The sequence below is a fragment of the Polymorphospora rubra genome (assembly GCF_018324255.1).
GTDB lineage: Bacteria > Actinomycetota > Actinomycetes > Mycobacteriales > Micromonosporaceae > Polymorphospora > Polymorphospora rubra.
Genome location: NZ_AP023359.1, coordinates 4,035,441 through 4,047,210, shown reverse-complemented (window position 1 = coordinate 4,047,210; position 11,770 = coordinate 4,035,441). Strand labels below are relative to the sequence as shown.

Sequence of the window (11,770 nt, the reverse complement as noted above, 5' to 3'; positions counted from 1 at the left end):
AGCTCAGACAGTCCGAACACGGCGTGTCGGGTGCCTGAGCTGCAAATGATCGAGGCCGGCCGTCAGGGGCGAGGTGGTGCTGTCGGCATCCACAGCGAATTCGGCGTATCCACAGCGGATTCGCTGTGGACCACGACAGCAACCTCGCCCAGGTCTGCACGCAACGCGGCCCACCGGCTGTGCGAAGGCGGTCAGAAGAGGGTCAGCTCGTCGCGCTTCATGCCGCGCATCGCGTTGTAGTCGAGCACGACGCAGCGGATGCCCCGGTCCTCGGCCAGCACCCGGGCCTGCGGCTTGATCTCCTGGGCCGCGAAGATGCCGGCGACCGGAGCGAGCAGCGGGTCGCGGTTGAGCAGCTCGAGATAGCGGGTGAGCTGCTCGACACCGTCGATCTCGCCCCGCCGCTTGATCTCGACCGCCACCGCGGCGCCGGCCGCGTCCCGGCAGAGCAGGTCGACCGGTCCGATGGCGGTCATGTACTCGCGGCGGACGAGGGTGTAGCCGTCGCCGAACACCGTCGGCGAGGCGGCGCAGAGCTCCTGGAGGTGCGCCTCGACACCGTCCTTGACCAGGCCCGGGTCCACCCCCAGGTCGTACGAGGTGTCCTGGAACACCTCCTCCAGGGTGATCCGCAGTTCCTCGCCGGCCTTGTTGACCACCCGCCACACGCCCGGTGCCTCTTCGAGCTTGCACGGCGGGCTCATCCAGTTGAGCGGCTTGTAGGCACGGTCGTCGGCGTGGATCGACACCGACCCGTCCGCCTTGACCATCAGCAACCGGGTCGCCGCCGGCAGGTGGGCCGAGAGCCGTCCGACATAGTTGACTTCGCATCGCGCAATCACCAACCGCACCCGACGAGGGTAGCGGAGCCGCCCGCGGCCACGGCGGCGGCGCTGGCGCGGCGGTGCGATGCTGGTGAGCGTGCTGGAAGCGTTGACGGGGACCGGTCTTGCCGCATCGGCCGGGTTGAACGCCTACATTCCCCTGCTCACGATGGGGCTGCTGGGCAGATACACCGACGTCATCGACCTGCCGGCCGGGTGGCAGTGGTTGTCCAACGGTTGGGTGCTCGGCATCCTCGCCGTGCTGCTGGTCGTGGAGATGGTCGCCGACAAGGTGCCGGTGGTCGACCACATCAACGACGTGGTGCAGACGGCGGTCCGGCCGACGGCCGGCGGCCTGGCGTTCGGCGCCGGGTCGAGTTCGGAGACCGTGACGGTCACCGACCCCGGCCAGTTCTTCGCCTCCAACCAGTGGGTGCCGATCGTGGCCGGGGTACTCATCGCGCTCGGCGTGCACGGGGCGAAGTCGGCGGCCCGCCCGGTGATCAACACGATGACGGCGGGATTCGGGGCGCCGGTGGCGAGCACGGCCGAGGACGCCACGAGCGTGGTGATGTCGGTGGCCGCCATCCTGCTCCCGGTGCTGGTGATCCTGTTCCTGCTGGCGATGGTGGTCTTCTGGTTCTGGTTGCGGCGGCGCCGGCGGAGCCGGCGCGCGGAGCGCGAGGCGGCCCGGGCCGCCGGCTTCCGGGTCTAGGGGTACGTCGACCCCCGCACCACCTACGCGGCGTTACCGGGATCCGTGGGTAGCCGCCCCGGTCGCCGGCCCGGGCTGGAATGATCCGGCTCGTGCTGAAGTCGCTGCCCACCCGTCTCCTCACCGTCGTCGCCGTCCTGGCCACGTTGGCCGGCACCACCGCGCTGGTCGTCGGCCTCGTGGGTGGAACCGGGGGCACCGACGTGGACGCCAGGTTCGGCGGCGCGTCGGCCCCGACGGCCACCGCGCCGGTGCCGTCCGCTGCGACCTCCCCGTCGCCGACCGTGGCGCCGCCCCCGCCCGGCGCGACCCGCCCCGGCACCCGGCCGCCGGTGGTCAACCACGGTGCGCGGACGGGCAACCGGGTCGCCCTGACCTTCGACGCCGACATGACCGACGGGATGCTCCACAGCCTGCGCACCGGCCAGGCCAAGTCGTACGCGAACCTGAAGATCCTGGATCTGCTGGAACGCGAGGAGCTGCCCGCGACGTTCTTCCTGACCGGCAAGTGGGTGGAGCGGTATCCGGAGGTGACCCGCCGGATCGCCGGCAACGACCGGTTCGAACTGGCCAACCACACCTACGGCCACGAGGCGTTCACCGGTGACTGCTACGGCCTGCCCCGGCTGCCGGTCTCCCGGATGACCGCCGACGTGGCGAAGACGTTCGAGGTCGTCGAGGCGTACGGCGGACGGCAGACCCGCTACTTCCGGTTTCCCGGGCTCTGCCACGACGGTACGGCGCTGTCGGCGCTGGCCCCGCTCGGCCTGACGGTGGTGGACGGCGACGTGGTGAGCGGCGATCCGTTCGCGACCGCGTGGAAGCCGATCGTGACGGCGGTGCTGTCGAAGGTCCAGGCCGGGTCGGTGATCATCATGCACGTCACCGAGGAGAACGCCGCGATGACCGACGAGGCGCTGCCGCACATCCTGGCCGGCCTGCGGGAGCGCGGGCTGCAGCCGGCCCTGCTGTCGGAGGTGCTGGCCGCGACCTGACCGGCGCGACACGCGGCGACACCCGAAGGGACAACTCTGACAAAAGGGATAAAGTAGGCGCGATTCGATCGTCGGGGGTCCGTTGGCGAACGTCGCCTGGGTGACAGCGGCTGTCCAGGTCGGCCTGCCGGACGGGTGGCCTGGTGGCTAGCCGGTGGAGCGGACTGCTCGCCGCCGTCACCCGCGACGTCGCCGCCGCCCGCGGGCTCGCCCGGCTGGCCTCCGCCTCGGCCGGGTCGGCCCGGTCCCGCACAGCCGCCCGGCACGCGGTCGTACGCGCCGCGCACGCCGCCTGCCTGGCCCAGCTGACCGAGGCCCGGGCCACCACCCGGCGCGAGATCACCCGCCACTACCTGCGCGAGTCCACCCGCCTCGCCGCCGACATCGCCGGCGTGGCGGGCGTACAGGCGCCGGGCGCGGCCGGCGCGCCGTGGCGGGACTGGGCGCCGGTCGAGCCGTCGGTCGGCGGCGGTGGCGGGCTGCTGCGGATCGGCACCATCGGCTCCGACCGGCCCGGTGAGTGCGGGCCGAACGTGCCGGCCCTGCTGCCGCTGCTCGACCGGACCCACCTCACCCTCACCGGTGACCGGGCCGTGGTGGACGGGATCATCGCCGGCCTGCTGTTGCGGGTGCTCGGCTCGACCCGCCCGGGCGACGTACGGATCACCGTCTACGACCCCGAGCACCTCGGCGGCGGCCTCGCCGGATTCGCCCCGCTGGGCGCCGCCGGACTGCTCGGCTTCGTCGGCCCGGGCGGGCTGACCGGCACGCTCGACGACCTGGTGGAGCAGATCCGCCGGATCAACGAGAGCGTGCTCGCCGGCGAGTACGCCAGCCTCGCCGACATCACCGCGGCCGGCCGGCGGCGGCCCGAGCCGTGGCGGCTGCTGGTGCTGCTCGGCGACGCGGCGACCGCCGCCGAACTGACCGCCGCCCAGCGGGCCCAGCTCGACCGGATCGTGCGGACCGGGATCGCCTGCGGCGTACACGTCGTCAGCCGGGGCCTGCCGGTGCGGCCGGGACCGGCGGTGGAGTCCGTCACGGTCGCCGGCGGCCGGGTCCGCTGTGCCAGCCTCGCCGCCCTGCCGGTCCGCCCGGACCCCGCGCCGCCGGCCGGCCGGGTCGCCGCGTTCTGCCGGGAACTCGCCGAGCGACTGGTCGCCGGCCCGCCGCCGGTCCGGTTCGCCGACCTCGCGCCGGAGAAACTGTGGACGCACGGTTCGGCGGCCGGGCTCGGCGCACCCGTCGGCGCCGGGCCGGACGGTGAGCTCGTCGAGGTGGCGCTCGGCGACGACCCGCCGCACGCCCTGGTCGGCGGCCCCTCCGGAGCCGGCAAGACGAACCTGCTCTACGCCTGGCTGGGCGCGTTGACCGCCCGTTACTCCCCCGACGAGCTGGCACTGTATCTGCTCGACTTCAAGGAGGGCGTGTCGTTCGCGCGGTTCGCGCCGAGCCCGCGCGACCCGAGCTGGCTGCCCCAGGTACGGCTCGTCGGCGTCAACATCAACTCCGACCGCGAATTCGGCCTGGCGATGCTGCGGCACCTCGCCGACGAGCTGCGCCGCCGGGCCCGCGCGGCCAAGAGGTACGACGCGAGCAAGCTCGCCGAGCTGCGGGCCGAGGACCCGGGCGGCCACTGGCCCCGGATCGTCGCCGTGATCGACGAGTTCCAGGTGCTGGTGACCGGACGGGACCCGGTCGCCGCCGAGGCGGTGAACCTGCTGGAGGACCTGGCCCGCCGGGGCCGCTCGCAGGGCATCCATCTGGTACTCGCCTCGCAGGACGTCTCCGGCATCGAGGCGCTGTGGGGGCGGTCGGCGCTGATCGCCCAGTTCACCCTGCGGATCGCCCTGCCGAAGGCGCGCCGGATCCTGGCCGAGACCAACACCGCCGCCGACGCGGTCCCCCGGTTCCACGCGGTGGTGAACACCGACTCCGGCGTACCGGACGCCAACCGGATCGTCCGGCTGCCGGACGCCGGCGACCGGGCCGGCTGGCGGGTGTTGCAGGACGAGCAGTGGCACGCCCGACCCGACGGCCTGCCGCCGCCCCGCCTCTTCGACGGCGACGCCGTACCGGTTTTCCCGGCCGCCGGCCACTTCCCCGACCTGGCCGCCGCCGATCCGGACGGGCGTACCGGACCGCCGGCCGCGGTGGTCGGCGAGACGATCGACGTACGGGGCCGGCCGGCCGTCGTACGGCTCGGTCGGGTGCCCGGCCGCAACCTTGCCGTACTCGGGTCCCGGACCGGTGAGGCGTGCGCCGTGCTCGGATCGGCGGCCCGGTCGCTGGCGGCCCAGGTACCGGCCGCCCGGTTCAGCATCGCCTGCCTGGACGGCGACGCCGACCACGCGGCCCGGCTGCTGCACGCCGCGCTGCCCGACGCCCACTGGTACGACCCGGACACCGTCGACGAACTCCTCACCGAACTGGCCGACGGGTTGACCGGTGCCGTACCGGACCAGCCCCACTACGTGGTCGGTTACGCCTTCGACGCGGTGGCCGGCAGGCTGGCCGACAAACCGGCGGGTGGCGGCCCGACCGGTCACGAGCGGTTGCGCGCGGTGCTCGCCCGGGGACCCGAGCACCGCGTGCACCTGCTCGGCTGGTGGCGCACCGTCCCCCGGCTACGCGACGACCTCGGCGGGATCGGTGCCCGGTTCGACGCGATCGGCGCCTGGGTGGCGCTCGACGTACACGGCGGTGAGCTGGGGCCACTCTGCCCCCAGCCGGGTGGGCCGGACTGGTACCCCCGCCCGCACCGCGGACTTTTCTTCGACCGGTCGGTGCACCGTACGCCGGAACTGGTCATCCCGTACGAACTGCCGGCGGACGCCGCGTGACCGGTTACGGCCGGCTGATCGCCGAACTCGGCGCGGCGGCGGCCCGCCGGGACGCCGCCCTCGCCGCCGCCGACCGGGCGTACGACGAGGGCGTGGCGGCCGCCTCGGCGGAACTGGCCCGGGCGGCCGCCGACGCACGGGCCGCCGATCGGCGGGCCACCGCGGACGCCGAGACCGTCCGCCGGGTCGACCGGGAGGCGGCCCGGCTGTGGGCGGAGCTACGGGCACTTCGTCGCTGGCCCGGGCGGCGGGTCGGCGACCTGCCCGAGCCCGACGGGTCGGCGGGTGAGCCGGTGGCGTGGGCCGGCACGGGCGGTGAGCCCACGGCATGGGCCGGCGCGGGCGGTGAGCCCACGGCATGGGCCGGCGCGGGCGGAGTGTTCCCGGGCGGGACGGGCCCGGGTGGGACGGGCCCGAGTGGGGCGGGCCGGTTGGACGACGGGCTGTCGCCGGCGGCGCGGGCGCTGGAGCGGGCCGGGCGGCGGATCGCCGCCGCCCACCCCGGAGCGCCCCGGAGCCCCGTACCCCGGCTGGTGCTGCCCTTCCTGCCGGTGGTCGGGGCGGCGCTGGCCGCGCTCACCGGTCTCGTCGCGGCCGGCCTGGTCGCGGTCGCACCGGACGGCGCGACGTCGCTGCCCCGCGTGCTGGGCTGGCTGGTGTTCCTGGTCGCGCCGTTCAGCGCGATCCCACCGGTGGCCGTGTGGCTCCGACATGTGGGCAGCCGGCTCGACGGGGGCGCAACCGGCCTGCTGCTCCTCGGCGGCATGGCGGCCGGCACCATCCTCTCCCTGACTCTCACCCGTTGACCGCCGCCGGTCCCCACCGCCCCGGGCACTCACACCGTCCCCGGGTTGATCGTCTGCGGCTCAGGCATTCCGATCCCGGCGTGTCGGGGTGCCTGGGCTGCAAACGATCAAAGCTCGCGGACACCGCCCATCCGGGACGCGGTACCACTGTCCCGCCCCACAGCGATTCCGGCGTATCCACAACGAATTCGCTGTGGACCGCAACAGCAACCTCCCTTCGGTCGTCACCCGATCGCGACAGCGGTCGGCGCGACGAAACCTGCACGACCTCCCCTCGGTCGAGAAGATCACGCCCGCCGGTGCGGGCGAACGGGCAGACGGTCCGGGGCCAGGTCGGCGACCCCGGCTGCCGGCGAACATCGCCGGACCCGGATAGTTGACGCCATGACTGACGGTCTCGCGATCTCCGCACGGGGGATACGCAAGTCGTACGGCGCCAACACCGCGGTCGACGGCGTCGACCTGGAGGTACGCCGCGGCGAGATCTTCGCGCTGCTCGGCCCGAACGGTGCGGGCAAGACGACCACGGTGGAGATCCTGGAGGGCTACCGCCGGCGTGACGCGGGTGACGTGACGGTGCTCGGTGTCGACCCCGCCCACGCCGACCAGCGGTGGCGGGCCCGGGTCGGCATCGTCCTGCAAGGTACCGGCGAGTTCGACGAGCTGACCGTCGGCGAGGTCGTACGCCACTTCACCGGCTTCTACCCGGCGCCGGACGATCCGGACCAGGTGATCGAACGGGTCGGTCTCACGGCGAAGGCGAAGGCCCGGACCCATTCGCTGTCCGGCGGGCAGCGGCGCCGGCTCGACGTGGCACTGGGCATCATCGGCCGCCCCGAACTGCTCTTCCTCGACGAGCCGACGACCGGGTTCGACCCCGAGGCGCGGCGCGAGTTCTGGGAGCTGATCCGCGATCTGTCCGCGACCGGCACCACGATCGTGCTGACCACGCACTACCTCGACGAGGCCGAGGCGCTCGCCGACCGGGTCGGGGTGATCGCCGCCGGCCGGGTGGTCGAGGTGGCGCCGCCGGCCCGGCTCGGCAACCGGGAGAAGGCGCTGGCCACGGTGCGCTGGCGGACGCCGGACGGCGCGGTGGAGCGGGCCGAGACGGCGACGCCGACGGCGCTGGTCACGGAGCTGGCCGAGCGGTACGGCGGTGAGGTGCCCGGCCTGACCGTCACCCGGCCGACGCTGGAGGACATCTACCTCACGATGATCGGACACCAATGACCACGGTCGCCTCTCCGCCGCTGGTCGGCCCGGTCCGGCTGGCCCTGCGCCAGGGCGGGCTGGAGCTGCGGCAGTTCCTGCGTAGCCGGGAGTCCGTGGTCTTCACCATGGGCTTCCCGGTGATCATGATCCTGATCTTCGCGGCGATCTTCAACGACGAGATCGCGCCCGCGGTCAGCTACACGCAGTACTTCATCACCGGCATGATCGCGACCGGCCTGATGACGGTCAGCTTCCAGAACCTGGGCATCTGGATCCCCATCGAGCGCGACCGCGGCGTGCTCAAGCGGCTGCGCGGTACGCCGATGCCGAAGTGGGTCTACTTCGCCGGCAAGGTCATCATGGTCGTGGTGATCGGGATCGCCGAGACCGCGCTGCTGCTCGCCGTATCGGTCGCGCTCTTCGACCTGCGGTTGCCGGGCACGCTCGGCAAGTGGCTCACCTTCGGCTGGGTGTCGGTGCTCGGGATCGCGGCGTGCACGCTGTGCGGGATCGCGTTCTCGTCGTTGGCCCGTACGGCCCGCAGCGGTTCGGCGGTGGTGACCCCGGTGGCCCTGGTGCTGCAGTTCATCTCCGGGGTGTTCTTCGTCTTCACCAGCCTGCCGGGCTGGATGCAGCAGGTGGCGGCGATCTTCCCGCTCAAGTGGATGTGTCAGGGGCTGCGGTCGGTCTTCCTGCCCGAGTCGTTCGGCGCCCAGGAACCCGGCGGCTCCTTCGAGCTGGGTCGGGTGGCGCTGGTCCTCGCCGCCTGGTGCGTGATCGGCCTGGTCCTCTGCCTGACCACCTTCCGCTGGACGACCAAACGCGACGGCTGACCCCGTCGGTTCCGCGCCCTGATGATCCGCGTGATCAGGGAGCACATACGTCGACACGCCGACAACACGCCCGCCCCGATCCCTGATCACGGGGATCAAGGGCGAGGCGGGCGGGCAAGCGGGGCGTCGGGCGGGCTCAGTACTCGTAGAAGCCCTGGCCGGACTTGCGGCCCAGGGCGCCGGCGGTGACCATGCGCTGAAGCAGCTCCGGCGGGAAGAACTTCGGGTCGCCCGTGTCCGTGTAGATGTTCTTCGCGGCGTGCATCAGCACGTCGACACCGGTCAGGTCGGTGGTCGCCAGCGGCCCCATCGCGTGACCGAAGCCCAGCTTGCAGGCGGTGTCGAGGTCCTCGGACGACACCACGCCGGACTCGACGAGCTTGACGGCCTCGACCACCAGCGCGGCGATCAGCCGGGTGGTGACGAAGCCGGCGATGTCGCGGTTGACCACCACGACGGTCTTGCCGACCTCCTCGGCGAAGGACCGCGCGGTCGCGAGCGTCTCGTCGGAGGTCCGGTAGCCGCGTACGAGTTCACAGAGCTTCATCATCGGCACCGGCGAGAAGAAGTGCGTGCCGACCACCGATTCCGGCCGGTCGGTGACCGCCGCGATCTGGGTGACCGGAATGGCGGAGGTGTTGGTGGCCAGCACCGCGTCGGCCTTGCAGATCTTGTCGAGCGCCCGGAAGACCTCGTGCTTGATCTCGATCTTCTCGAAGACCGCCTCGACGACGATGTCGGCGTCGGCCGCCGCCTCCAGCTCGGTGGTCGGGCTGATCCGCGCCAGCGTGGCCTCGACGTCGTCGGCGCCGATGGTGCCCTTGGCGGCGAACTTCTCCAGCGACCGCCGGATGCCGGCCAGTCCCCGCCCGGTCGCCGCGTCGTCCAGGTCGCGCAGTGTCACCTGCCAGCCGGCCTGTGCCGCCACCTGCGCGATTCCCGAACCCATCAGACCGGCCCCGATGACCGCCAGTCGACCCGCCATCTGCATCTCCCTCGCCGTGGGCTGACCGCGGGCGGGCGCCCGCGCCGCTCGCGCGGCACGGACACCGCCGTACCGCCGATGCGAGCACCCTAACCGGCAATCCTTAACGATGCCTCAGAGGGGGAATGACGCCCGGGAGGTGCGACCACGCCTCAGAGGGTGAAGGTCGCCTCTTCGGGTGCGAGAGCGCGCTCGACCTCCACGCCCAGCGCCCGCAGGTCGGTGACGAAGTCGGGATAGCCGCGGTCGATGTGGTGCACGTGGGAGATCTCGGTGATGCCGTCGGCGCAGAGCCCGGCGATCACCAGGCCGGCTCCGGCGCGGATGTCGGTGGCGCGTACCGGTGCGCTGGACAGCCGCTCCCGTCCGCGGACCACCGCGTGGTGTCCGTCGGTCTTGACGTCGGCGCCCAGCCGGACCATCTCGTTGACGAACATGAAGCGCCCGTCGAAGATGTTCTCGGTGATCAGCGAGGCACCCTCGCTGACGGCGGCCAGCCCGATCGCCATCGGCAGGAGGTCGGTCGCGAACCCGGGGAACGGCAGGGTCACCACGTCGACGGCGGTGGGTCGGCGGTCCATCTGCACCCGGAAGGCGTCGGCCCGGGTCTCCACCAACCCGCCGGCCGAAATGATCTTGTCGAGGGCGACCTCGAGAAACGCCGGGCTGGCTCCGGTGACGGTGACGTCCCCGCGGGTCATCGCCGCCGCGAACGCCCAGGTGCCGGCCACGATCCGGTCGCCGACCGTCGCGTGCCGCACCGGCCGCAGCTCGCTCACGCCCTCGACCCGCAGCGTGGACGTACCGGCTCCGGTGATGTCGGCGCCCATCTGCGTCAGCATCGCGCAGAGGTCGACGATCTCCGGCTCGCGGGCGGCGTTGTCGATCTCGGTGACCCCGTCCGCCAGCACCGCGGCCATGAGCAGGTTCTCGGTCGCCCCGACGCTGGGGAAGTCGAGCCAGATGTTCGCCCCGTGCAGGCCGGCGGGCGCCGCGGCGATCACGAAGCCGTGCTCGCCGGAGATGTCGGCCCCCATCCGGGACAGGCCGGCCACGTGCATGTCCAGGCCCCGGGAGCCGATCGCGTCGCCCCCCGGGTGGGCCACCCGCACGTAGCCGCGCCGGGCCAGCAGCGGCCCCAGTACGCAGATCGAGGCGCGCAGCCGGCGTACGAGGTCGTAGTCGGCCTCGGTGCCCGGCTCGGCCGGTACGTCGATCGTGACGGACGCGCAGCGCGGCACCCCGCTCCCGGCGCGCGACGGCTCGTCGTCGTCGATCGACACCTCACAGCCGAGCCGGCGCAGCACCTCCGCCATGATCGCGATGTCGGTGATCCGGGGCACGTTGGTGATCACACTGCGCCCGGGCGCGAGCAGCGCCGCCGCCATCAGCTTGAGCGCCGAGTTCTTCGCGCCGACGACGTGCACCTCCCCGGCCAGGCGGGCGCCGCCGGTCACCCTGATCACGTCCACGTCGGCCATCGTAGGAGCGTCGGGCAGGTGCAGCCCACCGGCCGTACCGGCGTCGACCCGGGCCGGGCCGGATCCTGGCGGTGCGAGCATCCGTAGGCTGTACGTCATGGCCGTCCACCTCACGCGCATCTATACCAAGGCCGGCGACACCGGCTCGACAAGGTTGGTCAACAACGAGAAGGTCGCGAAGACGCATCCCCGGATCGCGGGATACGCCGACGTCGACGAGTGCAACGCGGCGATCGGTGTCGCGTTGGCGCTCGGGCAGCTCGACGAGGAGGTCCGGGACGTGCTCGCCGCGGTCCAGAACGACCTCTTCGACGTCGGTGCCGATCTCGCGACCCCGGTCGAGCCGGACCCCGAATACCCGCCGCTGCGGGTCACCGAGGAATACATCACCCGGCTCGAGGGCTGGTGCGACGAGTTCAACGACCGGCTGACCAAGCTCGACTCCTTCATCCTGCCCGGCGGCACCCCCGGTGCCGCCCTGCTGCACGTCGCGCGCACGGTGGCTCGACGCGCCGAACGAGGCGCCTGGGCATTGGTCAGTCACGAACCGGACCGAACCAGCCCCCTCCCGGCAAAGTATCTCAATCGCCTGTCGGATCTGTTGTTCATTCTGGGGAGAATCGCGAACCCGGACGGCGACGTGCTCTGGGTTCCCGGAGGCCGGCGCTGACCACGGGAGGCCTGCACCACGTCGAACTGTGGGTACCGGACCTCGCCGGTGCCCACCGCGCATGGGGCTGGCTGCTCGGGGAACTGGGCTGGGAGCCGTTCCAGGACTGGCCGGCCGGTCGCTCCTGGCGGCTCGGCGGCACCTACCTGGTGCTGGAGGAGTCACCGGCGCTCTCGTCACGCCGCCACGACCGGCTCGCGCCGGGCCTGAACCATCTCGCCTTCCACGCCGGACCCCGTGGCGCCGTGGACCGGCTGGTCGCGCAGGCTCCGGACCACGGCTGGTCACTGCTGTTCGCGGACCGGCACCCGTACGCGGGCGGCCCGGAGACCTACGCCGGTTACCTGACCGACGGCTACGGCTACGAGGTCGAACTGGTCGCCGGGTCCTGACCCCCGGCGGT

11 protein-coding genes are annotated in these 11,770 nt (G+C 72.7%); 8 read left to right on the top strand and 3 right to left on the bottom strand.

Translation table 11 applies throughout. The annotated features are described in order from the left end of the window. Positions 1–191 precede the first annotated feature (191 nt). Entirely contained in the window at positions 192–851 is a 660-nt protein-coding gene (gene nucS, locus Prubr_RS18485; protein ID WP_212827084.1) for an endonuclease NucS, read from the bottom strand. A 70-nt stretch (positions 852–921) separates the two neighbouring features. Here nucS and Prubr_RS18480 point away from each other — a divergent pair, with 70 nt between their 5' ends. From Prubr_RS18480 to Prubr_RS18455, 6 genes are all read left to right on the top strand, one after another. Continuing rightward, the gene (locus Prubr_RS18480; protein WP_212828212.1) at positions 922–1,539 is read left to right on the top strand and encodes a DUF4126 domain-containing protein; all 618 of its coding nucleotides are present in this window, start codon (positions 922–924) and stop codon (positions 1,537–1,539) included. Between the two features lie 92 nt (positions 1,540–1,631). Then, positions 1,632–2,534 (top strand): polysaccharide deacetylase family protein, encoded by a 903-nt coding sequence (locus Prubr_RS18475; RefSeq protein WP_246568810.1) that lies wholly within the window; start codon positions 1,632–1,634, stop codon positions 2,532–2,534. Between the two features lie 143 nt (positions 2,535–2,677). After that, positions 2,678–5,377, top strand: coding sequence for an FtsK/SpoIIIE domain-containing protein (locus tag Prubr_RS18470; RefSeq protein ID WP_212827082.1), 2,700 nt, complete (start codon positions 2,678–2,680; stop codon positions 5,375–5,377). Continuing rightward, the gene (locus Prubr_RS18465; RefSeq protein WP_212827080.1) at positions 5,374–6,183 is read left to right on the top strand and encodes a hypothetical protein; all 810 of its coding nucleotides are present in this window, start codon (positions 5,374–5,376) and stop codon (positions 6,181–6,183) included. Before Prubr_RS18470 ends, Prubr_RS18465 begins: the two co-directional genes overlap by 4 nt. A gap of 384 nt (positions 6,184–6,567) precedes the next feature. Then, complete coding sequence (locus Prubr_RS18460) at positions 6,568–7,416, top strand: ABC transporter ATP-binding protein (RefSeq protein ID WP_212827078.1); 849 nt, start codon at positions 6,568–6,570, stop codon at positions 7,414–7,416. Then, positions 7,413–8,231: an ABC transporter permease gene (locus Prubr_RS18455; RefSeq protein WP_212827076.1), complete on the top strand. Its 819-nt coding sequence runs from the start codon at positions 7,413–7,415 to the stop codon at positions 8,229–8,231. The genes Prubr_RS18460 and Prubr_RS18455 overlap by 4 nt, the downstream gene beginning before the upstream one ends. Before the next feature lie 136 nt (positions 8,232–8,367). Here the strand turns inward: Prubr_RS18455 and Prubr_RS18450 are convergent, their stop codons facing one another. Continuing rightward, a complete protein-coding gene (locus Prubr_RS18450; RefSeq protein WP_212827074.1) occupies positions 8,368–9,216 on the bottom strand; it encodes a 3-hydroxyacyl-CoA dehydrogenase family protein in 849 nt (282 codons plus the stop codon). Between the two features lie 152 nt (positions 9,217–9,368). Next, positions 9,369–10,796 (bottom strand): UDP-N-acetylglucosamine 1-carboxyvinyltransferase, encoded by a 1,428-nt coding sequence (gene murA / locus Prubr_RS18445; protein ID WP_212827072.1) that lies wholly within the window; start codon positions 10,794–10,796, stop codon positions 9,369–9,371. Between murA and Prubr_RS18440 the strand changes: the two genes are divergently transcribed. Beyond that, the gene (locus Prubr_RS18440) at positions 10,795–11,367 is read left to right on the top strand and encodes a cob(I)yrinic acid a,c-diamide adenosyltransferase (RefSeq protein ID WP_212827070.1); all 573 of its coding nucleotides are present in this window, start codon (positions 10,795–10,797) and stop codon (positions 11,365–11,367) included. The two genes, murA and Prubr_RS18440, sit on opposite strands and share 2 nt — an antisense overlap. Then, positions 11,343–11,759: a VOC family protein gene (locus Prubr_RS18435; protein WP_212828210.1), complete on the top strand. Its 417-nt coding sequence runs from the start codon at positions 11,343–11,345 to the stop codon at positions 11,757–11,759. The genes Prubr_RS18440 and Prubr_RS18435 overlap by 25 nt, the downstream gene beginning before the upstream one ends. The last annotated feature ends 11 nt before the right edge of the window (positions 11,760–11,770 follow it).

Bases quoted from the DNA above. Each gene is read 5' to 3' on its own strand.
- Prubr_RS18460 (WP_212827078.1), top strand. From the start codon at position 6,568: ATGACTGACGGTCTCGCGATCTCCGCACGGGGGATACGCAAGTCGTAC.
- Prubr_RS18455 (WP_212827076.1), top strand. From the start codon at position 7,413: ATGACCACGGTCGCCTCTCCGCCGCTGGTCGGCCCGGTCCGGCTGGCC.
- Prubr_RS18450 (WP_212827074.1), bottom strand. From the start codon at position 9,216: ATGGCGGGTCGACTGGCGGTCATCGGGGCCGGTCTGATGGGTTCGGGA.
- Prubr_RS18440 (WP_212827070.1), top strand. From the start codon at position 10,795: ATGGCCGTCCACCTCACGCGCATCTATACCAAGGCCGGCGACACCGGC.
- murA (WP_212827072.1), bottom strand. From the start codon at position 10,796: ATGACGTACAGCCTACGGATGCTCGCACCGCCAGGATCCGGCCCGGCC.